General features: G+C 66.4%; 30 protein-coding genes. 20 read left to right on the top strand and 10 right to left on the bottom strand.

The window, feature by feature from the left end:
• Positions 1–287: 287 nt before the first annotated feature.
• Both NGM06_RS16535 and NGM06_RS16530 read right to left on the bottom strand, forming a co-directional pair.
• Positions 288–1,184 carry an NAD-dependent epimerase/dehydratase family protein gene (locus NGM06_RS16535; protein ID WP_254268017.1) on the bottom strand — a complete coding sequence of 299 codons (897 nt, stop codon included), beginning with the start codon at positions 1,182–1,184 and terminating at the stop codon, positions 288–290.
• Positions 1,185–2,087: 903 nt separating this feature from the next.
• A complete protein-coding gene (locus NGM06_RS16530) occupies positions 2,088–2,843 on the bottom strand; it encodes a CPBP family intramembrane glutamic endopeptidase (protein WP_254268016.1) in 756 nt (251 codons plus the stop codon).
• Positions 2,844–2,969: 126 nt separating this feature from the next.
• On the opposite strand from NGM06_RS16530, the gene htpX reads away from it, so the two are divergent.
• The 3 genes from htpX (at position 2,970) to pspAB (ending at position 5,587) form a co-directional block, all read left to right on the top strand.
• Entirely contained in the window at positions 2,970–3,833 is an 864-nt protein-coding gene (gene htpX, locus NGM06_RS16525; protein ID WP_254268015.1) for a zinc metalloprotease HtpX, read from the top strand.
• A gap of 48 nt (positions 3,834–3,881) precedes the next feature.
• Positions 3,882–4,781, top strand: coding sequence for a hypothetical protein (locus NGM06_RS16520; protein ID WP_254268014.1), 900 nt, complete (start codon positions 3,882–3,884; stop codon positions 4,779–4,781).
• 155 nt (positions 4,782–4,936) lie between these two features.
• Positions 4,937–5,587, top strand: a complete 651-nt coding sequence (pspAB, locus tag NGM06_RS16515; protein WP_254268013.1) for a PspA-associated protein PspAB — start codon at positions 4,937–4,939, stop codon at positions 5,585–5,587.
• A gap of 42 nt (positions 5,588–5,629) precedes the next feature.
• Here the strand turns inward: pspAB and NGM06_RS16510 are convergent, their stop codons facing one another.
• The gene (locus NGM06_RS16510) at positions 5,630–6,262 is read right to left on the bottom strand and encodes a helix-turn-helix domain-containing protein (protein ID WP_254268012.1); all 633 of its coding nucleotides are present in this window, start codon (positions 6,260–6,262) and stop codon (positions 5,630–5,632) included.
• 157 nt (positions 6,263–6,419) lie between these two features.
• Between NGM06_RS16510 and NGM06_RS16505 the strand changes: the two genes are divergently transcribed.
• The 4 genes from NGM06_RS16505 (at position 6,420) to NGM06_RS16490 (ending at position 10,648) form a co-directional block, all read left to right on the top strand.
• Positions 6,420–7,376 (top strand): ABC transporter ATP-binding protein, encoded by a 957-nt coding sequence (locus tag NGM06_RS16505; RefSeq protein WP_254268011.1) that lies wholly within the window; start codon positions 6,420–6,422, stop codon positions 7,374–7,376.
• Entirely contained in the window at positions 7,373–8,269 is an 897-nt protein-coding gene (locus NGM06_RS16500; RefSeq protein WP_254268010.1) for an ABC transporter permease subunit, read from the top strand. The genes NGM06_RS16505 and NGM06_RS16500 overlap by 4 nt, the downstream gene beginning before the upstream one ends.
• A 190-nt stretch (positions 8,270–8,459) precedes the next feature.
• Complete coding sequence (gene radA, locus NGM06_RS16495; RefSeq protein WP_254268009.1) at positions 8,460–9,494, top strand: DNA repair and recombination protein RadA; 1,035 nt, start codon at positions 8,460–8,462, stop codon at positions 9,492–9,494.
• Between the two features lie 164 nt (positions 9,495–9,658).
• Entirely contained in the window at positions 9,659–10,648 is a 990-nt protein-coding gene (locus tag NGM06_RS16490; RefSeq protein ID WP_254268008.1) for an AI-2E family transporter, read from the top strand.
• Positions 10,649–10,751: 103 nt separating this feature from the next.
• Here the strand turns inward: NGM06_RS16490 and sufU are convergent, their stop codons facing one another.
• The 4 genes from sufU to NGM06_RS16470 form a co-directional block, all read right to left on the bottom strand.
• Positions 10,752–11,180 carry a Fe-S cluster assembly sulfur transfer protein SufU gene (gene sufU / locus NGM06_RS16485; protein WP_254268007.1) on the bottom strand — a complete coding sequence of 143 codons (429 nt, stop codon included), beginning with the start codon at positions 11,178–11,180 and terminating at the stop codon, positions 10,752–10,754.
• 58 nt (positions 11,181–11,238) lie between these two features.
• Positions 11,239–11,685, bottom strand: a complete 447-nt coding sequence (locus NGM06_RS16480; protein WP_254268006.1) for a hypothetical protein — start codon at positions 11,683–11,685, stop codon at positions 11,239–11,241.
• 55 nt (positions 11,686–11,740) lie between these two features.
• Positions 11,741–12,427, bottom strand: a complete 687-nt coding sequence (locus NGM06_RS16475; protein ID WP_254268005.1) for an HD domain-containing protein — start codon at positions 12,425–12,427, stop codon at positions 11,741–11,743.
• A gap of 133 nt (positions 12,428–12,560) precedes the next feature.
• A complete protein-coding gene (locus NGM06_RS16470; protein WP_368410496.1) occupies positions 12,561–13,799 on the bottom strand; it encodes an aminotransferase class V-fold PLP-dependent enzyme in 1,239 nt (412 codons plus the stop codon).
• Positions 13,800–13,965: 166 nt separating this feature from the next.
• Between NGM06_RS16470 and NGM06_RS16465 the strand changes: the two genes are divergently transcribed.
• The gene (locus NGM06_RS16465; RefSeq protein ID WP_254268003.1) at positions 13,966–14,208 is read left to right on the top strand and encodes a hypothetical protein; all 243 of its coding nucleotides are present in this window, start codon (positions 13,966–13,968) and stop codon (positions 14,206–14,208) included.
• On the opposite strand, the gene NGM06_RS16460 is transcribed toward NGM06_RS16465, so the two are convergent.
• Positions 14,209–14,499: a DUF424 domain-containing protein gene (locus NGM06_RS16460; protein ID WP_254268002.1), complete on the bottom strand. Its 291-nt coding sequence runs from the start codon at positions 14,497–14,499 to the stop codon at positions 14,209–14,211.
• Positions 14,496–15,248, bottom strand: a complete 753-nt coding sequence (locus NGM06_RS16455) for a tetratricopeptide repeat protein (RefSeq protein ID WP_254268001.1) — start codon at positions 15,246–15,248, stop codon at positions 14,496–14,498. Before NGM06_RS16455 ends, NGM06_RS16460 begins: the two co-directional genes overlap by 4 nt.
• A 179-nt stretch (positions 15,249–15,427) precedes the next feature.
• On the opposite strand from NGM06_RS16455, the gene thpR reads away from it, so the two are divergent.
• The 5 genes from thpR to NGM06_RS16430 all read left to right on the top strand — a co-directional run bounded on the left by thpR (position 15,428) and on the right by NGM06_RS16430 (position 17,731).
• Positions 15,428–15,985: an RNA 2',3'-cyclic phosphodiesterase gene (gene thpR / locus NGM06_RS16450; protein ID WP_254268000.1), complete on the top strand. Its 558-nt coding sequence runs from the start codon at positions 15,428–15,430 to the stop codon at positions 15,983–15,985.
• Positions 15,982–16,569: an arsinothricin resistance N-acetyltransferase ArsN1 family B gene (locus tag NGM06_RS16445; RefSeq protein WP_254267999.1), complete on the top strand. Its 588-nt coding sequence runs from the start codon at positions 15,982–15,984 to the stop codon at positions 16,567–16,569. The genes thpR and NGM06_RS16445 overlap by 4 nt, the downstream gene beginning before the upstream one ends.
• Before the next feature lie 61 nt (positions 16,570–16,630).
• The gene (locus tag NGM06_RS16440) at positions 16,631–16,783 is read left to right on the top strand and encodes a 50S ribosomal protein L39e (protein WP_163519632.1); all 153 of its coding nucleotides are present in this window, start codon (positions 16,631–16,633) and stop codon (positions 16,781–16,783) included.
• On the top strand, positions 16,783–17,061 hold the full coding sequence (locus NGM06_RS16435) for a 50S ribosomal protein L31e (RefSeq protein ID WP_163519631.1): 279 nt from the start codon (positions 16,783–16,785) through the stop codon (positions 17,059–17,061). Before NGM06_RS16440 ends, NGM06_RS16435 begins: the two co-directional genes overlap by 1 nt.
• A gap of 4 nt (positions 17,062–17,065) precedes the next feature.
• Positions 17,066–17,731: a translation initiation factor IF-6 gene (locus tag NGM06_RS16430; RefSeq protein WP_254267998.1), complete on the top strand. Its 666-nt coding sequence runs from the start codon at positions 17,066–17,068 to the stop codon at positions 17,729–17,731.
• Between the two features lie 293 nt (positions 17,732–18,024).
• Here the strand turns inward: NGM06_RS16430 and NGM06_RS16425 are convergent, their stop codons facing one another.
• Positions 18,025–18,192, bottom strand: coding sequence for a DUF8595 family protein (locus tag NGM06_RS16425; protein WP_254267997.1), 168 nt, complete (start codon positions 18,190–18,192; stop codon positions 18,025–18,027).
• Between the two features lie 248 nt (positions 18,193–18,440).
• On the opposite strand from NGM06_RS16425, the gene NGM06_RS16420 reads away from it, so the two are divergent.
• From NGM06_RS16420 to NGM06_RS16390, 7 genes are all read left to right on the top strand, one after another.
• Complete coding sequence (locus NGM06_RS16420) at positions 18,441–18,776, top strand: DUF8134 family protein (protein ID WP_254267996.1); 336 nt, start codon at positions 18,441–18,443, stop codon at positions 18,774–18,776.
• A gap of 157 nt (positions 18,777–18,933) precedes the next feature.
• Complete coding sequence (locus NGM06_RS16415; protein ID WP_254267995.1) at positions 18,934–20,709, top strand: nitrite/sulfite reductase; 1,776 nt, start codon at positions 18,934–18,936, stop codon at positions 20,707–20,709.
• Positions 20,710–20,711: 2 nt separating this feature from the next.
• A complete protein-coding gene (locus NGM06_RS16410; protein WP_254267994.1) occupies positions 20,712–21,038 on the top strand; it encodes a DUF6360 family protein in 327 nt (108 codons plus the stop codon).
• Positions 21,031–22,674, top strand: coding sequence for a CbiX/SirB N-terminal domain-containing protein (locus NGM06_RS16405; RefSeq protein WP_254267993.1), 1,644 nt, complete (start codon positions 21,031–21,033; stop codon positions 22,672–22,674). Before NGM06_RS16410 ends, NGM06_RS16405 begins: the two co-directional genes overlap by 8 nt.
• The gene (cobA, locus tag NGM06_RS16400) at positions 22,671–23,522 is read left to right on the top strand and encodes a uroporphyrinogen-III C-methyltransferase (RefSeq protein ID WP_254267992.1); all 852 of its coding nucleotides are present in this window, start codon (positions 22,671–22,673) and stop codon (positions 23,520–23,522) included. Before NGM06_RS16405 ends, cobA begins: the two co-directional genes overlap by 4 nt.
• Entirely contained in the window at positions 23,519–24,628 is a 1,110-nt protein-coding gene (locus tag NGM06_RS16395) for an anthranilate phosphoribosyltransferase (RefSeq protein ID WP_254267991.1), read from the top strand. The genes cobA and NGM06_RS16395 overlap by 4 nt, the downstream gene beginning before the upstream one ends.
• 337 nt (positions 24,629–24,965) lie before the next feature.
• Positions 24,966–25,388 (top strand): arsenate-mycothiol transferase ArsC, encoded by a 423-nt coding sequence (locus NGM06_RS16390; protein ID WP_254267990.1) that lies wholly within the window; start codon positions 24,966–24,968, stop codon positions 25,386–25,388.
• Positions 25,389–25,538 lie beyond the last annotated feature (150 nt).

The following is a 25,538-nucleotide window of genomic DNA, read 5'->3' as shown; positions in this document are numbered from 1 at the left end:
GAATACTCTACGACCGGACGGTTCGTCGCACGCTTTCAGGACTACCGCTCGGGTCGAGCGTGATTCGGCCCCTCGGGGACGGTACGCGAGGCATGGCTACTCACCCACTGCGGCCCGAGTTGCCGAATCGGAACCGACACCGAGCGGTCCGAAGTGAACCGTCCGGCGACCCGGTATTCGTCGGTAACGGTACTGATGGGAAACCAACCGCGTCGCTACTCCGAGGTAACGCCGGGTTGCTAGCGGGGTGAGCGTTCGGCCGACGCGGGCGTTGGGGGCGACCGGACTCATTTCCCACGTACCAACTCCGGCCCTTCGACCGCCTCGTCGGCCGCATCGCGCCACGAGTGGTCGGGTTCCCAGTCCAGCACCTCCTCGGCTTTCCCCACCGAGAGCGCCGCGTCGTCGCCCGAGACGTTGCAGTCGTCGGGCAGTTCGCCGAAGCACTCTCGGAGCGCGTCCTCGATGGGCATCGTCAGATAGTTGTCCGCCGCGGCGGCGTGGAAGGGTTCGTGTCCGGAGAAGTCCGCCTCCAGCGCCGCCGCCACGAGGGTCGCCACGTCGCGCACGTCCACGTAGGACCAGAAGTTACCCGCGCCCGCAGTGAGGTCCTCGCGGGCGTCCACGCACTCGTACTCGCCGGGGTACTGTATCCACGAGGGCCGGACGGCGGCCACGGGGACGCCGAACCGGCGCGCCACCATCTTGCCGACCTCCTCGCCGACGACCTTCGAGGTGCCGTAAGGGTCCTCGGGCCGGAGGGCGTGGGCCTCCCGGATGGGCAGTCGGTCCGGCGGGCGCTTCTCCTCGGCAAAGGCGTAGCCGTAAGCGCTCTCGCTGGAGGCCCACGCGACGCGTGCGCCTGCCCGACCCGCGCCCACGAGGACGTTGTAGGCCGCCAGCACGTTCGTCTCGAAGACGCGACCCCCGGCGTGGCGCGTCGGCGAAGGGAGCGCGGCCCAGTGGACCACGGCGTCGGGGTCGAGGTCGGCGAGCAGGTCGAGGGCCTGTCCGCGGTCGGTGAGGTCCGCGGCCCGGAAGTCGAGATTGTCGCGGGCGTCTATCTCCCATCCGGGGTGGTGCTGGTCCACGCAGACGACCCGCCAGCCCTCGTCTGCGAGGTGGTCGGCTATCCAGCGACCGGAGCGGCCGAGACCGCCGGTGACGATGACTTGCTTTGGCACGGTCTCAGGCTACGGTGAACCGAACGTAAACGGTTGGGGTGGCGGAAACTCGCTACTCGTCGCGCCGCGACTCCCCCCTACCGGCCTCCATGTCCTGTCGCTGTTCGCCACCACCCAGACCGGTCACGCGCTCTCGCGGAAATCGGAGCGCTGCCCAGATTCTCTTCCGACCGAAGAAGGCGAGGAGGAGACTGAGAATCGCGACTATGAGTCCAGCGCGTCGAACGATGGTGCGCCACAGTAACGATAGCCGACAGCTGATATGGCAAGCAACTTCGAAAGTAAATGCTTCAGACACCGTTAACGAAGGATTCTTGAATTTCGTTTCGATATCGACTCGGTTCGTTCCAATCGGAAGTTTACGTGTCGGGGACGGGGCGATAGAGACGGGAATCGACTCGACGGTATCGACTGCTCTCGCAGGTAGGTACCGACTTTCGTCAGACCCGGCACACCCAAATCCCAAACTCGCGGGCAGGTCGAACGGTACGACATCTTTACTGTGGAACTCGGTCCGAGTAGGCCGATTGATTCGGTTGTCCACGCAGATGAGGATTCCATCGCTATCGTCGGCGTCTTCGATACGGACGACGAACGTCGTGGACTGGTCGCGCAGGATTAAGTCTTCCTTCGGAATTATCTGAACGTCCGGAACCTCGTTTGACCCGTCTTGCCCCGAAGTTTGCCTCGGTGTGTCGAGTAAACTGTCGGAGTCATCGACCGGTGTGAACGCGATGGAACTACCGACGAGTACGAGAAGGACACAAATCGCGGCAACCACCCTGAGTCGATGCATGTATCCTCCGCCGGAGATGGTCCCCGACTATCTGCTACACTCCTACGTGAAGGGGCATCAACACTTTGTATGATTGCAGACACGACTAGGGTAGTTCCGTACGACTATCACCGATAGAACGCGACAGAAACGGCCTCCGAAACCGCGTCCGACGACAACACCACGTACGCCAGTCCGAACAGCAGGGCGTCGTAGAGACCGTGAACCAGAATCGGGACGACCAGATTATCGGTCCAGACGTAGAGATACCCGAGCAGAATCGAGAGACCGAACAGGATAGTCAGCGTCACGCCGACCGCGAGGGGGTCGGGAGTGGCGACCCACGTCGTCGGCAGGTGGACCAGCGCGAACAGGACGCTGGCGAGGACGACGGCGGGTCCGCGCGAGAACGCGCCGTCGAGGTACGACTGGATGACTCCGCGGAAGAGGAGTTCCTCGGCCGGGCCGACGACGAGGACGGACAGCGGGACCAGCAGGAGCAGGGTGTTCAGGACGCCCTGTTCGGCGAGTTGCGTGACGGAGTTGCCCGCGAGCGGGAGACCGACGGCCTGCGCGGTCAGGATGGCGACCAATCGGTAGACGAACAGCGCGACCGTTCCCGCGACGACGACCCCGAGCGCGCTCGGAGTCGGAACGCGAACGCGGAGGGAGTCGATACCCCGGTCGGTGACCCGGAGGAACAGCAGTGCGGCCGCGACGAACCCCAGTTCCGAGAGGACGAGCGCGACGGTGAACTCTGCGAGCGCGTTCAGCGAGACGGCGAGCGCCGGAATCGACAGTATAACGCTGAGAACCACTCCGAGGACGGTGAGTCCGGTGGCGACCCCGACGCGACGGACGGGGTCCGGAGACTGACGAGACATCGTCGAGAGCTGACACGGCGAGGACCAAGTAGATTTGGCGGCGCTCGAACCGCCCGCCGGTTCCGGCACGGAGCGACCGCGGGCGGCCGACGAACGTTTAAACGGGGTGAAACCCTATGGTCGCATATGAAGTGGAAAGCAGACTGGGGACTTCGGGGCCGGATGGCCCTCACGATGTTCCTGCTGTTCGTGCTATACATCGTCTTCATCGCGGTCCTCTCCCAGTACGCGAGCCTCTTGGGAATCGTGCTGGTGATGGGGGCGTTCTCGCTCGGCCAGTTCTTCTTCAGCGACAAACTGGCGCTGTGGAGCATGGGCGCGAAGCAGGTCAGCGAGGACGAGTATCCCGAACTCCATCGGACGCTGGGCCGCCTCTCCCAGCAGGCCGACCTACCGAAACCGAAGGTGGCAGTCGTGGACAGCAGAGTCCCGAACGCGTTCGCCACCGGGCGCTCGCAGAAGAACGCCGCCGTCGCGGTGACGACCGGTCTGATGAAGACGCTCGACAGCGACGAGTTGGAGGGCGTGCTGGCCCACGAACTCGCCCACGTGAAGAACCGCGACATGATGGTGATGACCATCGCGTCGTTCCTCTCGACCATCGCCTTCCTCGTCGTCCGATGGGGCTGGTGGTTCGGCGGCGGGAACCGCGAGAAGGGACAACCGCAGGTCTGGGTCGCTATCGCGGCGTCGCTGGTGGTCTGGGTGATCAGCTTCCTGCTCATCCGGGCGCTCTCGCGCTACCGCGAGTTCGCGGCCGACCGCGGGGGCGCGACCATCACGGGCAAGCCCTCGGCGCTGGCGTCGGCGCTGATGACTATCGACAGCGGCATGAGCAAGGTTCCGAAGGACGACTTCCGCGAGCAGTCCGAGATGAACGCCTTCTTCATCATCCCGCTGAAGAACGACTTCATCGGCAAGGTGTTCAGCACGCATCCGAGCACGGAGAAGCGGGTCGAGCGACTTCGGCAGCTCGAACGCGAGATGTAGTCGGTCCGAACCCGAAACTATTCGTCGTTTCTCCGAACGTTCTCTCGCATGGACAGACGTCGGTTCGTCGCTGGCGTCGGTGCCGCAGTCCCGTGGCTCGCCGGGTGTAACCGGCCCCGGGCGGAAACCGTGGCGCGCGAGACACGCTACACGCTGGAGGCGCACCCTATCGGTGACGATGGGATTCGAGTGAACTTCGCGATGCAAGCCGGAGAACTGCCGGACGAGACGTTGAACGTCTTCTCGTCGGCGCTCGACGGGAAACCGCGGACGTACGGCCACACCGTCCTCGACGGCCCGACGCTGGTCGAGTACGGCGGTCGGTTCTATCGCGTCACCGTCGAGGAGACCGGGCGACGGACACACGAGCGGCCGATACTCCGCGGTGCGGTCGCCGAGAGCGAGGCGGCCGAGCGGAAGGCCGTCGAGTTGGCGGCGTACCCTCGGGCGGACGACCACGCGGTGAGACGGGTGGCGAGGACGGCAACGAGTCGCGGCGACCCGGACGATATGAGCGGACAAGAGCGCGAGTTCCACGTCCTCCGTAACCGCGACTCAGAGGTGAGCGAACTACTGCCCGAACCCGAGTACGAGTACGTCGAGTACGGCGGTTCGGTCGTGCGACTCACCGTCGAACGCCGCCGACTCACCGAGACGGAGTACACCTACGCCGCGACGAAGGTGGCGAACTCCACGACCGCGTTCCGCGAGTTCGTCCGCGACGAAGTCGTCGGCGTCTGGCTGGACGAGACGAATCTCTCGGGGAGTCAGCGAACCATCTTCGAGAGGGCTACGTCCGGCGAGTACGCCGAGTCGGGCGACCTCTCGGCCGACTATCGCGCGCTCCTCGAACGCGTCTTCGGCGCGCTCCCGGAGGAGACGACCGGCGAGCGCATCGGATACGACGGTCGCCTCTACGAGGTGGTGTTGCACGTCTCGAACGACTGAGACCGGTCCGAACCGCCATACGGTCGGGTTTTCGCGTGATTCCCCGTGCGCTCGGTACGACCGAGAACGTCGCGTGACCGAGGACGTGGCGCGACCGGGAGACAGGACACCGCCGGGAGACACGGCTTTTTATCGGGGAGTCCGTATGCGTAGTCATGGGACTGCTCGACGGACTGCGGGAAGTGCTGGGTATCCGCGCCGAGACCGACGCGACCCGGAAGGCCGACCCCGACGACCTGTTCGGGATGAGTACCGCCTACATCACGATGGAGGCCGAACTGGGCTACGAGGCGGTCGGCGAGGCCGCGCTCTGCTTCTCCGAGGTCGATAGCGCGGACTTCGCGGACACGGTCGAAGAGGTACACGAGATTCTGGAGGTCGGTGCGGAGGAGACCGGCACCGAGACCGAGGCCCACACCGACGACTACGGCTACTCGTGGGTCATCCTCCGGGACGACGACTTCGAGGACCTCGTGACCAGCCTCAACTTCGCCGCCGACACGCTGATGGAGCGGGGATACGGGTCGCGCCTGCTCGCGGCCCTCTTCGCGTTCGAGAAGGGCGACGCGTCCACGGCGCGTCGATCGGGAGGCGGTGAAACCGCCGACGGCCAGTACGCCTACTGGGTGTACTCGTTCCGGCGGGGCGCGTACTACCCCCTCGTGCCGAAGGGGACGAACGACCGCGACTCCAGCGCGGAGTTCAAACTGGAGAGCAACCTCGACGGCGAACTCGACATCGAGGAGAACAAGGAGTACTGGTACGCCCTCCTCCCGAACACTCGCGGTCGGCACCCGTGGGAGTGACGCGGCGTCCCCCGGGCGAGACCAGCGTCCGGGCAATCGGTGCTACAGGTGGTGGCCCAGTAGGTTGCGCTCGGCGCGCTGGAGATGCTCGGCGACCGTCGAGGAATCGACGCCGAACTCGGCGGCGACGTCTTCGGTCGTCGCCTCTCGCGGCACCTCGTAGTACCCCATCTCGTAGGCGGTCCGTATCGCCTCGCGCTGGCGGTCGGTCAACTCGTCGAGCGGTCGGTCGTCGCCGTCGTACGCTCCCAGTTTCCTGAGGTCGGGCGAGACGCCTGCGGTTTCGTACGCTTCGACGATACTGGCTATCGTCTCCTGCGGTCCCACGAACGACACGGTCGCACCGCGGTCGGTCACCGCCGGGTCGCAGGTGCCCACGAGGTCGTCCGCGGTGTCCGCGAGGCGTTCGGGGAGTTCCGGTGCCGTGAACGCGACGACGTAGAGTCGCGCGTCGGGCAGTTCGGCGACGCGCTCCCACCGGTCCACGCAGTCGAGCGACGAGAGGCGCGCTTCGTCGAGCGGCGTCTCCACCTCCACCTGCACGACGGCACCGGTTCCGCGGCAGACGAGTTCCTCGACGTTCCGAAGCCCCGCTTCGCGACAGAGCGACACGAGTCCCGCGACGCCCATCGCGTCGAACTCCGGGTCACTGATTGTCACGCGGGCCTCCTTCATGATACCCAGTACCACATCCCGAGAGTCAATAAATCGTGAGGTGCCACGCCGTCCCTCCGCCCGGAGTGACCGTCTGGTCTGTCGCTCCCGGGAATATAAACCGTCCCAGCATATCCGGGGAACGGACCTTGGTCACGCTCGCGGTACGGCCACGACGATGACCGCCATCGAAACAGACGGACTCACGAAACGGTTCGACGGAGGCGTCGTGGCCGTCGACGACCTCGACCTGCGGGTCGAGGAGGGCGAGGTGTTCGGCTTCCTCGGGCCGAACGGCGCGGGCAAGTCCACGACCATCGACGTGCTACTCGACTACGTGCGCCCCACCGAGGGGACCGCGACGGTACTCGGTATGGACGTTCGCGACGAGTCCGAGACGCTCCGAAAACGCGTCGGCGTCCTCCCGGAAGGGTTCGGCCTCTACGACCGCCTCACGGGACGCCGCCACCTCGAGTTCGCGACCGAGTGGAAGGACGCCGACGACGACCCCGACGCAGTGCTCGACAGGATCGGACTGGACCGGGACGACGCCGTTCGGTCGGTCGGCGACTACTCGAAGGGGATGGCCCAGCGACTCGCGCTCGGGATGGCGCTGGTCGGCGACCCCGACCTGCTCGTCCTCGACGAACCGTCCGCCGGGTTGGACCCCAACGGCATCCGGCGGATGCGCGAACTCGTCCGGGAGGAGGCCGCGAGCGGAACGACCGTGTTCTTCTCCAGCCACGTTCTCGGACAGGTCGAGGCGGTCTGCGACCGCGTCGGAATCCTCGACGACGGCGAACTGGTGGCCGTCGATACCGTCGAAGGGCTTCGACGGACCGTCGGTGCCGGTTCCGAACTGCGCCTGCGCGTGACCGACCCCGTCGAGTTAGACGTGACCGACGTCGCGGGCGTCGAGTCGGCGGCGTCGGCGGACGGCATCCTCCGCGTCGAGTGTTCGGACTCGCGTGCGAAAGCGCGAGTCGTCACGCGACTCGCGAACACCGGTGTCGAGATACTCGACGTGGATTCCGAAGCGGCCTCCCTCGAAGACGTGTTCGCGGCGTACACGACCGACGGTGGTCCCGACACCGAGGACGAGCAACCGGTCACCGTAAAGGGGGTGTCGGCGTGACGGCGACGTGGGCGGACGTGGCCCGCAAGGACTTCGAAGACGCCGTGCGCTCGAAACTGCTCTGGGGAATCATCGCGGTCTTCGTGGCCTTCCTCGCGATGTCGCTGCTCTCGGCCGAACAGCTCTTTCCGGACCCCGTGACCGTCGACGCCGCGATGGCGCTGACGGGGGTGGCGATGCTCGCGCAACTGTTCGTCCCGGGTATCGCACTGGTCGCAGGCTACATGTCCGTGGTCGGCGAGCGCCGGTCGGGGAGCCTGCGGGTGTTGCTGAGCTACCCGTTCACCCGGTTCGACGTGGTGGTGGGGAAACTCGCCGGGCGAGGACTCGTCACCGGCACGGCGTTAGCGGTCGGATTTGCCGCGGCCAGCGTCCTCGTCGCGGTGCTGTACGGTGCCCCCGACGCCGCGACGTTCGGGGGGTTCGTCGCCGCCAGCGTACTGGTCGGCCTGACGTTCACGGGAGTGGCCGTCGGCGGGTCCGCCGCGGCGGCGACCCGTGGCCGAGCGATGACGCTCACCGTCGGGTCGTTCGTGGGGATGGTGTTCTTCTGGAAACCGGTGGCCGTCGGGGCGTACTACGCGGTTACCGGTTCGCTCCCGGGTCTCCGGGCCGAGCCGTGGTACTTCCTCCTGAAGCGCCTCAACCCGCTCGAAGCGTACCGCGTCCTCGCCGGTGCGGCCCTCGACCAGCGGGTGAGCGAGGTCCCCCAGTTCCCCCTCGAAGACGTCCCGACAACTGCGACGCCCGAGCAACTCGCACTCGCCAATCGTCTCGTTGGCGAAGTTCCGTTCTACCTAGAAAACTGGTTCTCGGCGGTCGTGTTGCTCGCGTGGGGCCTCGCCCCGGTCGTCGCGGGGTACTGGCGGTTCGAAGACGCCGACCTCGGATGAGTTCGGAACGGCGAGACCCGCCGTTCGTGAGACGCGTTCCCGACGGACTCTCTGCTGTCGTTCGGCGCGCGAGTTTTCCATTTTAAACCCCGGTGGTCGGATTCGACCATCCCGTCCACGTCCGTCATTTTCACTTTCACTATGGTGTTAGCGGGGGTTTATATGATGGGGCGCACAAGCGAAGTGTACGATGGCAGCAGACGTAGACCTCGAAGAACTGCCGGGCGTCGGTCCGGCGACGGCGGAAAAGCTCCGAGACGCAGGCTTCGACTCCTACGAGGGCCTCGCGGTCGCGGCCCTTAGCGAACTCTCGAACACCGCCGACGTCGGCGACTCGACCGCCTCCGACATCGTTCAGGCGGCCCGCGAGGCCGCCGACGTGGGCGGGTTCGAGACCGGCGCGGCCGTGCTGGAACGCCGCGAGAAGATCGGCAAGCTCAAGTGGAAAATCGACGAGGTGGACGAGCTTCTGGGCGGCGGCGTCGAGACCCAGTCCATCACCGAAGTGTACGGCGAGTTCGGTGCCGGGAAGTCTCAGGTCACCCACCAGCTCGCGGTCAACGTCCAGCTTCCGCGCGAACACGGCGGTCTCGGCGGGAGCGCCATGTTCGTGGACAGCGAGGACACGTTCCGACCCGAGCGTATCGACGACATGGTTCGGGGTCTCCCGGACGAGGCGATTCAGGCCGCGATGGACGAGCGCGAAATCGAGGGCACGCCCGACGACGACGAGGCGATGGAGGAACTCGTCGAGGACTTCCTCGACAAGATTCACGTCGCCAAGGCGTTCAACTCCAACCACCAGATGCTCCTGGCCGAGAAGGCCGAGGAACTCGCCAACGAGACGCAGGACGACGAGTACCCCGTCCGCCTGCTCTGCGTGGACTCGCTGACGGCCCACTTCCGCGCGGAGTACGTCGGCCGTGGCGAACTCGCCGAGCGCCAGCAGAAACTCAACAAGCACCTCCACGACCTCGACAAGGTGGGTAACCTCCACAACACCGCCGTGGTCGTGACGAATCAGGTCGCGTCCAACCCCGACTCGTTCTTCGGCGACCCGACCCAACCCATCGGCGGGAACATCCTCGGGCACAAGTCCACGTTCCGCATCTATCTCCGGAAATCGAAGGGCGACAAGCGTATCGTCCGCCTCGTGGACGCGCCCAACCTCGCCGACGGCGAGGCCGTGATGCGCGTCCAAGACGCCGGTCTGAAGCCCGAGTAAACGGTATTCGTTCTCGGTTCTCCGTTCTCGATTCTTCGTTTCTGTAGTCGTAGAAATTCGATCGGCGCGACAGCCGAGACTGGCCGGTTGAAGCGTACACACACGACCCTAGCCGTCGAGTCGGCCCGTCTGCCTTTACGCGCCAGTCGCGTCTATGGGGATACATGAAGGCCCGAACCGCGTTCGCCGTCGTTCTGGTCGGCACGCTCGCGGTTCTCTCGATACTCGTCGTCAGGCCGTTCCTCGATTACCTCCTCGCGGCGATGCTAGTGGCGTTCGTACTCACACCGGCCCAGCGGCGGTTAGCACCCGAAATCGGGGAGCGCGTCTCCGCGCTCCTGCTCGTCGCCGTGACGGTCGTGCTCTTCGTGGGACCGGCCGCGTTCCTCGTCAGGGCCGCACTCGAAGGCGTCGGCGACGTTCCGACGAGTCTGAGCGAACTGCCCACGTTCCGGTCGGCGGAGCGGTTCGTCGAACGAACCGTCGGCGTTCAGATCGGACCCCAAGTCAGTGGGTTCATCGAGAGTCTCGGGTCGATGGTCGCCGAACGGAGTTCCGGTCTGGCGAGTACCGGCATCCACGTCTTCCTCGGCGTTCTCCTGTTCCTCTTCCTCCTCTATTACCTGCTCAAGGACGGAGACACTCTCGTTCGCTGGGCCAAAGACGTCACGCCGCTTCCGGAGGGCGTGCAGAACCGACTCTACGGCGCGGCCGAGGAAGTGACGTGGGCAGTCCTGAAGGGCCACGTCTTCGTCGCCTCTCTACAGGGGTTCGTCTCCGGACTCGGTCTCTTCGTACTCGGAGTCCCCGACGCCGCCTTCTGGACGGTCGTGATGATGTTTCTGGCGATGGTCCCGATAGTCGGCGTCGCTCCGGTCATGGGCGGTGCGACCATCTATCTCGTCGTAGAGGGACGACCGCTCGCGGCCGCTCTGCTGGTCGTCTACGGGATGACGGTCGTCGCGATCACCGACGACTACCTGCGCGCGCTCGTCATCGACAAGGAGTCGTCGCTTCACTCCGGGGTCGTCCTCCTCGGGGTGTTCGGTGCGGCGTACTTCCTCGGCGCTATCGGCATCTTCGTCGGTCCCATCGTCCTCGCGCTGTTCAAGGCGACGGTCGAGGTGTTCTCCGAATACTACGACCTCGTGTGACCGATTTCTGATGGGCCGGTCGTGATGGTATCACAGAATGGCGTCGCTGGCTGGAGTAGACGAATCGCTACGTCCGCTCGCGGTGAAAAACGGAACCGCCGGGTTACTCGTCGTCGTCTTCGGTCGTCGTCTTGTCGAGGTCCTTCTCGCCCTCGTAAATCTCCGCGCCGTCCTGCACGACCTTCTCGGCGAGGACCGCGCACTTGACCCGCATCGGGCTGATGTCCACCCCGAGCATGTCGATAACGTCGTCGCGGTCGAGTTCCCGCATCTCCGCGACGGGCATGCCCTTCAGCTCCTTGCTCAGCATGCTCGCGCTGGCCTGACTGATGGCGCAGCCGTCGCCGCGGAACGCGACTCGCTCGATGACCTCGTCGTCCTCGTCGAGCTGTACGTCTATCGTGATTTCGTCGCCACACATCGGGTTCTCGCCAGCGTGAGAGTAGGTCTTCTCTTCCAGTTCCCCGTAGTTACGCGGGTTCTTGTAGTGGTCGAGAATCTGCTGGCGATACATGTCCGAGCCCATGCCCATTGTTGAACGCAGATAGGTGAGTACGGCGTAAAAGGGTTGCGCAGACGCAATTGCGCGACTACACTGCGTAGCCGATGAGCGCGGCGTCCACCACCAGCAGGGTGGCGACCAGCGAGTTCGTCCGGAACGCCATCTTCAGTCGAGTCGGGAGTTCGCGGACGCTCGCCTCGCGGGCGGTCTTGGTCTCGTACCACGACCAGACGCTCGTCAGCGCGAAGACGCCGTAGAGGGTCATCATGGCGATGAGTGCGGTGCCGCGAAGCCCCTCGGGGAGTTCGTTGTCGTACAGGTACCAGAGCGCGCCGCCGCCCGACGCGCCCATCACCACGATACCGCCGAACGCGAACCACTTCAGCGAGTCCAGCACGTCCAGCGCGAACCCGGGCGCGTCGTTGCGCCGGGCCGCGGGCAGGACGAGCATCCCGGTCACGAGGTAGCCGCCGGTCCAGAGGACGGCCATCAGTACGTGAATCGCCATCAGGGACGCGATAGTCCAGTCTACCATGTCCGGATGGTTGGACCGATGCGATAAAACACGGCCGATTCCTGACTGTCAGATTTCAGGCATCGCCCGCGACCTCGCGCTCGAACCGCTCGGCGAAGTCGGCGACGTACGCCCGGCGCTCCTCGGCGACTTCCCGGCCAGCCTCGGTGTACATTCGCTCGGGGAGCGCGAGGATTTTCTTGTGGAGGTGGTTGAACTGCGTCGCTCCGGCGTCGGTCTCGTCGGCCTCCGGCGGCAGGTCGGGGTCGTGCATCGGACTGCCGAGTTCGCCGCCGTAGGAGAAACACCGGGCGATTCCGACCGCGCCGAGCGCGTCGAGGTTGTCGGCGTCGGAGAGGATTTCGGCCTCGCGGGTCTCGGGTTCCACGTCGTTGGAGTAGCGGTGCGCCCGGATGCAGTGCTGGACCGCTTCGACGGTCTCGTCGCCTGCACCGAGGTCGCGGAGGATTTCGCCCGCCTCCGTCGCGCCCCACTCGGCGTGGTCGTCGATTTCGCCGCGGTCCTCCTTCGCCCGGCCGATGTCGTGGAGCCAGACCGCGGCGAACAGCACGTCCTCATCTATCCTCCCCGGTTCCGTCTCTTCGGCGAGCGTCTCGGCGAGTCTGGCGACTCGCCGGACGTGGTGCCAGTCGTGAGACGGAGAGACGCCGTCAGAGCGAAGCTCTGACGAGCCTCGGCTCGATTTGCTCGCCGAAACGCCGTCGAAGTACGTCTCGGCGCGCTCGCGCACCTTCTGTCTCATATCACCCGAAACACAGGAAAGCCGGAAAAAGGAGTCGGATTAGGCGAACAACTGCCGCGCGCTGTCCGACCTTTTACTTCGGGCGCGACTCGCGAGTCGCGCCCTCGCAAAACGTCGATGAAAAGTCGTACTGTCAGGCGAACAACTGCCGCGCGCTGTCGATGGCGTCCATCAGTTCGTCGATTTCGTCGGTGGTGTTGTAGAGGTAGAACGACGCCCGCGCAGAGGCCGCGACGCCGAGTTTGTCGTGGAGCGGTTGGGTGCAGTGGTCGCCCGCCCGGATGGCGACCGCGTGGTCGTTCATGATGGAGGCGAGGTCGTGGGCGTGGACCCCGTCGAGGTTGAACGCGACGAGTCCGCCGCGGTCGGTCGGGTCGGTCGGGCCGTAGATTTCGATGTCGTCGAACTCGGCCATCCGGTCGAGGGCGTACTCCGCCAGCGTCTCCTCGTGGCGGCGAATCGCGTCCATGCCCACGTCTTCGAGGTACTCGACCGCTTCGGCGAAGCCGATGCCCTGCGCGATGACGGGCGTCCCGGCCTCGAACTTCCACGGCAGGTCGTTCCACTTGGCCTCGTCGAAGGTGACCTTCTTTATCATGTCGCCGCCGTACTGGAACGGCTCCATCGCTTCGAGGATTTCGCGCTTGCCGTAGAGACCGCCGACGCCGGTCGGTCCGACCATCTTGTGGGCCGAGAAGGCGTAGAAGTCGGCGTCGATGTCCTTCACGTCCACCGGACGGTTGGGCACCGACTGCGCGCCGTCAACGAAGATGTACGAGTCGTGGTCGTGGGCGAGGTCGGCGAGTTCCGAGACGGGGTTGACGGTCCCGAGCGTGTTCGAGACGTGGAGGACGCTGACCATCTCGGTGTCGTCGGTGATCATCTCGGCGGCGGCGTCCATGTCGAGGTAGCCGTCCTCGGTCACGGGGATGTACTTCACGTCCGCGCCGGTCTTCTCGCCGATCTGTTGCCACGTCACCAGCGAGGCGTGGTGTTCCATCTCGGTAAGGACGATTTCGTCGCCCGGCCCGAGTTCGTTCAGGCCCCACGCGTAGGCCACGAGGTTCTCGGCCTCGGTGGTGTTCTTCGTGAAAATCATCTCCTCGCGGCCGTCCGCGCCGACGAACTCGGCCACAGTGTCGTGGGCCTCCTCGTAGGCGATGGAGGCCTCTTGGCTCAACTGGTGGATGCCGCGATGGACGTTAGCGTTGTAGTTGCGGTAGTAGTCGGCGATGGCGTCGATGACCTGATTCGGCTTCTGACTCGTCGCGCCGTTATCGAGATAGACGACCTGCTGGCCGTCGAACTCCCGCTGGAGAATCGGAAAGTCCTCCCGGATGCGCGCGACGTCGAGCGAGTCCGATTGTTGCAGTCCCATTGGGCGGAGATACGGTTTCTAGCAAGAACATTCCTTCGGTCCCGGCGACGGTCCGTAACCGGAACCGGTTTCGTCGCGGCCGCTACGTTCGGGCGACGAAACCGAAGGCGAAGAGAGAACTCGGGGACGGGATTAAGACCCTGCGACCCGATGCCATCGTATGGTCTCCAAACGACGACTCGGCGCGAACCTGCTCCTGCTGGGTCTCGCGTTCGTCGGCGCGTTCCACGCGGTGGCGGCCATCGCGTTCGACACCGGACTGGCGTCGGTCGGTGCGGGAGTGACGGGGATTTCGGTGCTGTCGCTGATGGTCGTCAACCTCCCGATGCTCGGCGATGGCGACGGGTCCAGCGACGGTGACGAAGGGACCGGCGGCGAAACCGAGAGCGCCGCCGAGGAGTAGCTACATCCGGAGAAACTGGGCGTGGCGGGTCGTCTCCACGTCGAGGACGTTCGCCTCGTCCACGAACCCCTCTCGAATCGCGAGTTCGACCGCTTCGGTCCCGACGAGGTTGGCGACCGAGGCGCGGGCGAGACTGTCCACGACGGTCTGTTCGTCTGCCTCCTCGCCGCCGTAGAACTCCTCGGTGACGGTCAGCGAGACGCCGTCGTCCTCGAACGTCTCGCCGAGAACGTCGTCGTCACAGACCGCGACGAGCAACCCCTCGTCGGTCTCGCGCTCGTTGAGTATCATTGCTGTCGTCGCTGTTCCTCCTGTTCGTCGATGAGTTCCTGTTCGGCCTGTTCGCGCAGTTCCTCGGCCTCCTCTGCAATCTCCTCGGCCTCGTCGTACTGACCGAGTTCTTCGAGGGCGCGGGCCTTCTCGTCCAATATCTGGGAGTTGCGCAGACCGAGTCGGATGGCGTTTTCGAGGCTGGTCAGGGCGTCCTCGGCGAGACCGCGTTCGAGCAGGAAGAACCCGCGGTTGAACCATGCCTCGGCGAACCGCTCGTCGATTTCGACCGCCTTCTCGGCGTGTTCGAGCGCCTGTTCGCTCCGGCCCGATTCCCAGAGGGCGTAGGCCAGATTCGTCTCGGCGGTGGCGGCGTGTTCGCTGTCCTCGTCGATGCGGATGGCCTCCTGATAGTCGCCGATGGCGGCGTCCCACTCGTCGAGTTCGGCGTGGGCCGCGCCCTTGTTCGTCCACGCCTCCTGTTCGAGTTTGCTGTCGTCGGGGGCGAACTGGGCGGCGCGCTCGAAGGTGTCGGCGGCCTGCTCGAAGCGGTTGATTCGCATGTAGTTCAGGCCCACGTCGATGAGTTCCTCCACGTCCACGTGGTCGCCGACGTTCTGCTGGTCGAGCAGGTCGGCGACGACGCGGGAGTCCACCGGGTCCACCTTGTCGGGGTCCACGTCCAACTCGGGCGGGTCGAGGTCGAACCCCTCGTAGGGGTCGTCGAACCGCTCGTCCTCGGAGAAGTCGTGGTCCTCGGGGTCAGTCATGTCTCGGTGTTTGGCGTTCAGCGGTGTTAAGGACTACGCCATAGGAATCGGGCGGGGATGCCCTCTCTGTCCCCGAATTCAGTTCGGTTCCGCAGGAGACCACCGAGGCCGATTCACGTCCGGCCGCCCGTCCTCACGACCACCCACCTTCAAGCACGCCACCCACGAAATCGAAACGAATGAGACTCTTCGTGAGCATCGACTTGCCCGACGATTTCGCCGCCGAGGTAGAGCAGGTCCAAGCGCAGTTCGCGGACGCGACCGGCCTGAACTTCACCGACCCCGAGCAGGCCCACGTCACGCTCAAGTTCCTCGGCGACGTGAATCAGGGCGAACTCCCGCGGGTGAAGAACGCCGTCCAGCGGGCTATCGAGAAGTCCGGAGTCGGACCCTTCGAGGCGACCTACGACGGTGTCGGCGTCTTCCCGGACATCGGGTACATCAAGGTCCTCTGGCTCGGCGTGAGCGAGGGGGGCGAGCAGATGACCGCCCTCCACGAGGCCATCGAGCGCGAGGTGACGAGGCTCGGGTTCGACCCCGAGGACCACGACTTCACGCCCCACGTCACCCTCGCGCGGATGGAACACGCTGGCGGCAAGGAACTGGTTCAGGAGAACGTCGAGGAGTTGGACCCGACAGTCGGCACCACCGAAGTCACCGAGATTCGCCTGACTGAGAGCGTACTGACCGACGAGGGACCGGAGTACTCGACGGTGGAGTCGTTCGCGCTCGAATGATTCGGCTCGCCGACGAGGGGGACGCGCCCGCGATTCGGTCCGTGTACGCCCCGATAGTTCGGAACACCGCCGTCTCCTTCGAAGACGACCCGCCGAGCGACGCGGAGATGGCCGACCGGGTCGCCGACGCCTTCCCCGAGTTCCCGTGGCTGGTCTGTGAAATCGACGACGAAATCGCGGGCTACGCCTACGCGGGTCGGCACCGCGAGCGCGGGGCCTACCGCTGGTCGGTGGACGTGTCGGTGTACGTCGCGGCGGACCACCGACGGCGGGGCGTCGGTCGGGGTCTCTACGAGTCGCTGTTCGAAATCCTACGTTTACAGGGGTTCTGTAACGCCTATGCGGGTATCGCGCTTCCGAACCCCGCGAGCGTCGCGCTCCACGAGTCGTTCGGCTTCGAGCGAGTGGGCGTCTACGAATCGGTCGGCTTCAAGCGCGGGGAGTGGCGCGACGTGGGGTGGTGGCAGTCGCAGTTACGAGACCGGCCCGAAGACCCGGACGAACCGCGATATCTCGCGGACGTCCGAACGAGCGAGCGGTTCGAGGCCGCCCTCTCGGCGGGCGAGGGTTCGGTGCAGACCTGACGCGGGCGAGCGACCCCAAAGGAACAAGATTTTAAGCTACGGCGGGGAAGAACGTGGTACCATGAGCAAGAAGTCGAAAGCGAAGAAAAAGCGCCTGTCCAAACTCGACCGTCAGAACAGTCGCGTTCCGGCGTGGGTCATCATGAAGACCGACCGCGAGACGATGCAGAACCCGAAGCGCCGTAACTGGCGGCGTCAGGACACCGACGAATAATGAGCGCGAACGACTTCGAGGAGCGCGTCATCACGGTGCCGCTCCGCGACGCCAAGGCCGCACCGAAGCACGAACGCGCCGACAAGGCGATGTCGCTCGTCCGCGACCACCTCTCGCAGCACTTCAAGGTCGAGGACGACGAAGTGCGTCTCGACCCCTCCATCAACGAGGAAGTCTGGTCGCGCGGCCGCAAGAAGCCCCCGAGCAAGCTTCGCGTCCGCGCCGCCCGATTCGAGGAAGAGGGCGAGACCATCGTCGAAGCGGAACACGCCGAGTAGAGCTTTGCTCCGCGCCGCCTTCGTCGGATCGTCTTACGTCGGGGTCTTCGCTCGCGCGACCGACGAGCACCTGCTGGTCCGCCCGGACCTGGAGGACGACGTAATCGCCGACGTGAGCGACGAACTCGACGTCGAAGCCGTCGAGACCACGGTCGGCGGCTCTTCGACCGTCGGCGCGCTGGCGGTCGGCAACGAGAACGGACTGCTGGTCAGCAGTCGCGTCACCGACCGCGAGCGCGACCGAATCGCCGACGTCACGGAACTCGACGTGACCGAACTACCGGGCAAGATAAACGCCGCGGGAAACGTCGTCCTCGCCAACGACAAGGGGGCCTACGTCCACCCGGACCTCTCGCGCGACGCGATGCGGGCCGTCGAGGAGGCGCTGGAAGTGGACGTGGAGCGAGGTAACCTCGCCGACGTGCGGACGGTCGGCACCGCCGCCGTCGCCACCAACGAGGGCGTCCTCTGTCACCCGAAGGCGACTGACGACCAACTCGACCGACTGGAGGAAGTGCTGGACGTGCCCGCGGACATCGGCACCATCAACTACGGCGCTCCCCTCGTCGGGTCGGGACTGCTCGCCAACAAACACGGCTACGTCGTCGGACAGGAGACGACGGGGCCGGAACTCGGTCGCATCGACCAAGCGCTCGGATACATCGAGTAGCGGTACTCGACCGACCGGCGGGCGCACCCCATTTCTCGTCTCGGTAGTCTCGTTTTGCGGTAACTCCTCACCGACCGCGAACTCGTCCTATCCAGCCGTATTTAGTTCCGCCGAGGGCTGAACCAGTATAGACGAGCGGAGAGTATCCCGAGGCGAGAGACTCGTGTTTCGAGGGGTATCGCGTTCACAACCGGGAGTGTTCAGAACCGAGAGCGTGCGTACTGCCAGACGCGGCGCTCCGGCGGTGACGGGCGGAGAGAATACTGCCGGTCGTACTGCTCCGAACCACCGACCTACTCCTCGTCGGTCTCGTCTTCGCGGCGTTCGCTCAGGTGTTCCCAGATTTCGGTGCACCCCGCCCCGTCTTCCACGTCCTCTAGATGACTCCGCTCGCGTTCGCTCCGCTCGTCTGTCGATTCGTCGCTCGCGGGCGGCTCGTCGAGTGTTTCCTCGGCGGTCATTGATACGTTGTACGCAGACGACGTAGATAAGGCCGCGCTCGTCCGTAATCGCTACCGATGCTCGGATACAGAGGCGGTTCTCTCCGGTACCGACGACGGCGCTCGGTCGGCGGAGACGGTCGCGGAGAGACGGCGTCGGGCCAGCGTCGCGGGTTTCGGCGGTACTCCGGTGTCAGCGAATCGCGTGACAGTCGGCAAGCGTCGCGGACGGCGACACCCTTACCCCCCGGCTGGTACTCCACGGTCGTATGGTCGTATCCGTCCACCAGCTAGACGACGGGGCCTGGCTCAGCGTCAACGACTCGCGGTCGGTCCCGGTGAGCCAGCTGTGGCTCCTCGCGCGCCACGACTTCTGCGGGTGCGAGCAGGCGGATTTCCTCGCGGAGGGGTTCGTGGAGGTCGGCGTCGATTGGCCCGACATCGAGGGCCGCATCGCCGGGCAGTGCGTCGTCTGCGGAGCCAGCGGCGTCACCGACTGGTTGACGCTGGGGCGAGTGAGCCGCGAGACAGGCGAGTTCAGACAGGTCGTTCCGTCGAGCGTCCACGTTCCGGAGCGACGGACGCGGCTGGCGAACCCGGAGTAGGCGTGTCGCGGGTGTGGCGAACGGTCGGAGATGCGAACGAGGGAGACGTTGTCCGAGAGCCGTCACCGGAAGCCGCAATTCCCGCCGGTTGTTCGGAGCATCGGGGAAGATTGACGGGGGAACTGGCGCTTTATTGGTAGACTGCGTTTTGCTGTCCATGCCGAGTAAAGTCGAGACCTGGAAGGACGAGATATACGGAGTGGAGATACGCGACCACCTCGAGCGATTCGCCGAGGAGGGGTGGGACGCCATCCCCGAGGACGAACACGACGCGTGGTTCGAGCGGTTCAAGTGGTGGGGTCTCTACCACCAGCGGAAGGGCCAAGAGTCGTACTTCATGATGCGCATCGGCGTCCCGATGGGCCGACTCACGCCCGAACAGCTCCGCGTCGTCGGCGAGGTGGCGCGGGAGTACGCGACCGGCCCGGTCGAGAACCCCGAGTTCGGCGACGCCTACGCCGACTTCACCACACGCCAGTCGATTCAGCTCCACTGGATAAAGGTCGAGGACATCCCGGACATCTTCGAGAAGCTGGAGTCTGTCGGTCTCTCTACTATTCAGGCCTGCGGCGACTCGTGGCGGAACATCGTCGGGTCGCCCGTGGCCGGACGCGACGCCGACGAACACCTCGACGTGTGGCCCGTCGTCCAGAACCTCCACGACGAGTTCAAAGGCAACGACCTGTACGAGAACCTCCCCCGCAAGTGGAAGGTCGCCGTCACCGGCGACACCCGCGGGGCGGGGCAGGGCGACATCAACGACCTCGCCTTCGAACCCGCGGTCAAGACCACCGACGGCGAAGAGGTCGAAGGGTTCAACGTCCGGGTCGGCGGCGGTCTCGCCCGGAAGGAACCCCGGTTCGCCCGGGACATCGACGTGTTCTGCCGCCCGGAGAACGCGGCCGAGGTCGCCGCGGGCCTCTCGGGACTGTTCCGCGACTACGGCGACCGCGAGGACCGCTTCAGCGCCCGCATGAAGTTCCTCGTGGACGAGTGGGGGCCGGAGAAGGTCCGGGAGACCCTGCAGGACGAGTACGTGGACTACGAACTCCCGACCGCGGGGGAGAACCTGCGCGACCAGTACGACTACAACGCCGGACGGTCCGACGCGCCGGGCGACTACGTCGGCGTCCACGACCAGAACGACGGCGACCACTTCGTCGGTCTCTCGGTGCTGGTCGGTCGGATGAGCGCCGAGGAGGTCGTCGAACTCGCGGACCTCGCGGACTCATACGGCTCGGAGATGATCGGCGTCACCCAGCGCCAGAACCTCATCGTGGGCGACATCCCCTCCGATGAACTCGACGCCTTCCTCGACGAACCGCTGCTCGACGAGTACTCGCCCGACCCCCATCCGTTCCTCCGAGGGTCCATCGCGTGTACCGGCACCGAGTACTGCTCGCTGTCCATCGTGGAGACGAAGAACCGGATGGTCCGGTACGCCCGCTGGCTCAAGGAGAACGTGCCGGTGCCCGAGGGCGTCGAGGACTTCCACATCCACCTCTCTGGCTGCACCGCCTCGTGCGCCCAGCCCCAGATTGCCGACATCTCGCTCCGCGGGATGAAGGCCCGCAAGGACGGCGAACCCGTCGAAGCGTTCGACGTGGGACTCGGCGGCGGTCTCGGCGAGAACCCCGAGTTCGCCGACTGGGTCGAGATGCGCGTGCCCGCCGACGAGATTCCGGGCTACATCCGGAACCTGCTGGAGGTCTACGAGGCCGAGCGCGAGGACGGCGAGAGCTTCCGGGACTTCGTCCGGCAGCGCGACGAGGACGAGGTGCAGGCGCTCGCCGACCCCGAGGAGACCGACTACGAGGACCCCTACATGCACAACACGAAGATGACGTGGTACCCCTACGCCGAGGACGACGCGATGGACGACTCGCCCGCGCCGACCGACGCGCGCGGTAACCCCATCACGAGCGACGACTGACCATGGCGGACCGCGTACTGAAAGTCAACGCGTACACGACGCTGGACCTCGTGGAGGCCCGCGCCGAGGGCCACGACTTCGAGGAGTCGGCGTACGCCACGCTGAACGTGACCGCGCCGCGCAACGACCCCGACCGCGTCGAACTCCAGTTCGAACTCGACAACACGAGTCTCGACGCGCTCCCGGCCCACGCCGACCGCGCGGACCTCTCGCCGGAGCAGGCCCGGGCGCTGGCCGCGGACCTCGAAAAGTACGCCGAGAGAGTCGAAGAGGCACAGGCCGACGACCAGACCGAGGAGTCAGAGACGACCGGGAACGACGATGACTGAACAGGCGCTCGTCGTCGCGGGACACGGCTCTCACCGCAATCCCGACTCCGCGACTCCGGTTCGCGTCGCCGTCGAGGCCGCACGCGAACGCGGGAACTTCGCCGAGGTCCGCCCGGCGTACTGGAAGGAGGCCCCGTCGTTCCGGGACGTCCTGCACACCATCGACGCCGACGAGGCCATCGTCGTTCCGCTGTTCGTCAGCGAGGGCTACTTCGTGGAGCAGGTCCTCCCCCGGGAGTTCGGTCTCGGCGAGGACGACAGGGGCGACGACGGGCCGACCGTCCGGTACGCCGACCCGGTCGGCACCCACCCCGACATGACCGACGTCATCGCGGCCCGCGCCCGGCGGATGCTGGAAGGCGAGGGCGACGCCCACGGGAGCGTGGACCCCGGAGACGCCGCGCTCGCGGTCATCGGTCACGGCACCGAGCGCAATCCGAACAGCGCGGACGCCGTCTACGACCACGTCGAGGCGCTCCGCGAACGCAGTGACTTCGCCGAAGTCGGCGCGCTGTTCATGGACGAGGCCCCCTACGTCGAGGACGTTCTGGACGAGTTCTCGGCCGACGAGGTGGCCGTCGTCCCGCTGTTCGTCGCCGACGGGTTCCACACGCAGGACGAGATTCCCGAGCTACTGGGTCTCACCGACGACCCGAGGTCGGGCTACCCCGTCCCGGGAACCGTCGAGGACCGGCGCATCTGGTACGCCTCTGCGGTCGGCACCGACCCCCTCGTCTTGGACGTGGTGCTGGAGCGCGCCGCGGAGGCGGGCGCGGACCTCGACTCCGCCGCCGCGGGTCCGGAGCGCCCGGTCCGCGAGGCGGCCGGGAACGAGTTCGTCTCGTGGGTCGAGAGCGCGTCCGGAGCGGTCGAAAGTGCATCCGACGAGAACGCACCCGGTGCGTCCGGCGACGAGACTCGCGTCTGGGGCGAACTCGCCGTCACCGCGACCGGCGCGGGCGAGTACGACCTGCGACACCGCAGCGACCGCGAGGCGGCCGCCGCCGACCTCGACGGGCAGTCCGTCGGCGAACTACCGGAACTGGTCCGGTACGCCGACGACGGCCGGTATCGCCCGTTCGCGGGCGAATCCACGCTCCCCGCGGGGTGGGTCCTCACCGGCCTCGACCGCGAGGGACTGCTGCGGGCAGTTTCGACAGTCTATCCGGCGGGCGTCGAACACTGGGCCGCCGAGCGCGCTGGCGACCTCGACCCGGTCCCGTTCCGGGCGGTCGCCGACCGCCAGACCGGCATCTACGAGTCCGTCGCCGACTGCTCGCCGGAGGAAGTGGCGGGCACGGTCGCGGCGTGCTGCGAGAACTGCGAGAAGCGTCGGGAGTGGGACGCGGGCGACGCCGAGGACGACGCGCCGGACGCCGACGAATCGCCCGGCGACGCCGCCGGTTCCGAGGACGACGCGATTCCCTGCCGGGAGCCGTGTTCGTTCCTCGTCGCCGCGGCCCGCGAGTTCCACCACCACGAGGGGGCCCACGAGAGCGAGGGAGCATCGACAGCAGAACACCCGACCGAGAGCGACGCGTCCGTTCCGCGGGGCGACCTGACCGACCCCGCGAACGTCTACCGAGTCCGCTACCGGCGGGCGCGAGACGCAGACCAGACCAGACCACAACCATGAGCCACCCGAACAGAAACGCGACCACCGGTACCGTCTCCCTCGTCGGAGCGGGACCGGGCGACCCCGAACTGCTGACCGTGAAGGCCCGGCGACTGCTCGACGAGGCCGACGTCGTCTTCCACGACAACCTCGTGGGCGACGAACTCGTCGAATCGGTTCCAGACTGCACCACCGTCGAGAACGTCGGGAAGCGACCCGGCGGCGACCGGACGCCGCAGGCCGAAATCAACGACATGCTGGTCCGCGAGGCGCGGGCGGGCCGCGACGTGGTGCGACTCAAGGGCGGCGACCCGACCCTGTTCGGCCGCGGCGGCGAGGAGGCGGAGTACCTCGCGCGCCACGGCGTCCCCTTCGAGTTCGTGCCGGGCGTGACCAGCGCCGTCGCGGGGCCGAGCGCCGGGGGCATCCCGGCGACCCACCGCGACCACGCCTCCGCGCTCGCCGTCGTCACGGGCCACGAGGACCCGACGAAACCCGACAGCGCGATAGACTGGGAGGCGCTCGCCAGCATCGTCTCGGCGGGCGGCACGCTCGTCGTCCTGATGGGCGTGGGCCGACTCCCGGACAACGTCGCGGCGCTCGAATCGCACGGGGTCTGTGCGGACACGCCGGTCGCCATGGTCGAACGCGCGACGCTCCCCTCCGAGCGGACCGTGACGGGGTCGCTCGACACCATCGTCGAGCGCGCCCGGAACGCCGATATCGAACCGCCCGCGGTCACCGTCGTCGGCGACGTGGTGAACGTCCGCGAGACGGTCAAGAACTGTCTGGGCGGGAGCGCGAGCGAACTGGGACCGGCGGTCGGCGTCGGGCGAGTTGAGGACGAAATCGAGGTGAACCAGCAGTGAGCGGCGACCGAGCATCGACCGCCGGAGGCGGCGACGCGGAAGTCGAGGGCGAGTGGACGCTCCTCCGACTCCTGACCGAGGTCTGTGGCTCCGGTCCGAAGACCGCCGACGACATGACCTACGAGCAGGCCGGAGAGGCGTTCGCCCGCGTCCTCGTCGGGGACGCCGACCCGGAGACGCTCGGGGCGTTCCTGCTGGCGAACCGCTGGAAAGAGAGTACCCCCGAGGAACTGGCCGGGTTCGTGGACGCCATGCGCGAGCGGTCTGTCGCGGTGGCGGAACCCGACGCCGACCCCGTGGACTGCGGCGGTAACTACGACGGCAAGCAGAAGACGGCCGTGCTGGGCGTCGCCTCGGGACTGGTCGCGGCCGCGGCGGGAACGCCCGTGGTCGCCCACAGCGGCCCCTCGCTCCCCGCCAAGTACGGCACGACCTACGGCGACGTTCTCGACGAACTGGGCGTCCCCACCGACCTCGAACCCGAGCGGAGCGCCGCGATGGTGGACGAGGTCGGGTTCGGTTTCTACGCCCAGTCGCAGTTCAATTCCCTCGTCCACGAGCGTCGGCCCGCTCGGAAGTCCATCGGCGTTCGGACCTCCATCAACACCGTCGAGACGCTGGCGAACCCCGCCAACGCGAGCGTCCACTTCGGGAGCTTCTACCACCTCTCGTACGCCGAGCGCATCGCGGGGACCGTCCGCGAGAGCCGCGAACTCCCCAACGAGCGAGTCGTGATGGCGCAGGGAATGGAAGGGTACGACGACGTGCGCCCGGGGACGACCCGGTTCGCCGTGTGGGACGCCGACCGGAGCGACGGCGAAATCGTGGACGACGAGATCGAAACGGCGGCGCTCGGCGTCGAATTCGAGCGCGAGGACCTCGAAGTGGACGACCTCCCGGCCGACTCCGCCCGCATCACCGAGCGCGTGCTGTCGGGCGAACGCGACGGTCCGGTCGCCGACGCCGTCGCGCTCAACGCTGGCTTCCGTATCTACGCGGGCGGCGACGCCGATTCGGTCGGGGCGGGCGTCGAACTGGCCCGCGACGCGCTCGCCGACGGGAGCGCCGAGGCCCGCCTCGACGCGCTCCGAGCGTTCGAGGCGTAATCGTTCCGGCCGGTCCGGTCGGCGGTCTCGCGGACCGGAGTGGTTCCGTGTTTCTGGGAAGCCGCTACGTTTTCGACACGAGTCGCCGGTCTCTGAATCGACAGTGAGTCCGCTCTCGGTGTGAGTTCGGCGATGGCGCGAGTTCACCGAGCGTGTGACGTGCCGACGGTGAAACGGACCGAGTACGGACGCGGAACAGTTATCTGAATGCTCGCTCAATCGGTCGAACGATGACCAAAGCCGACCGTCTCCGGCGACGCTTTTCCCAAGAGAGTGAGGACAACCGTGAGAGCGAGGTGGACGCTCGATTCCAGATGACGACCGCGGAGGCGGAGCGATGAGCGACGAGACCCGAGTCGCCTTCGTCTGTGTACAGAATGCGGGGCGGAGCCAGATGGCGACGGCGTTCGCCGAGCGCGAGCGAGAAGAGCGCGGGGCCGAGGACGTGGCAATCGTCACCGGCGGCACCGACCCGGCAGACCACGTCCACGAGGAAGTGGTCGAGGTCATGCGCGAGCGCGGAATCGACCTCGCCGACCGGACGCCGCGGGAAGTGACTCCCGAGGAGTTGCAGGAGTGCGACTACGTCGTCACGATGGGCTGTTCGGCGAAGGACGTGTGTCCCGCGACGTGGTCGGGCGAGAACCGCGACTGGGGACTCGACGACCCGGACGGGCGGGACCTCGACGCGGTGCGGGCGATTCGCGACGAAATCGAGGAGCGCGTCGCGGACCTGTTCGACGAACTCGAAGGGAAGTGAGCGACCGAACGACAGGGTGAGCGGGGGAGCGACCGTCCGGCCGAGGGCGAGTCCGAACGATGGAGGCCGCCTCGCTCACCGACGCCCGCCCGAGCGTCGCGAAACTCCCGGACCGGCTTCGGGTCGGCTGTCCCCGAGTAGGAAGATTCT

This window comes from Halorussus aquaticus (genome assembly GCF_024218795.1).
Lineage (GTDB): Archaea > Halobacteriota > Halobacteria > Halobacteriales > Haladaptataceae > Halorussus > Halorussus aquaticus.
The sequence above is the reverse complement of the archived record's forward strand: the minus strand, read 5'-3'. Positions and strand labels throughout refer to the sequence as shown.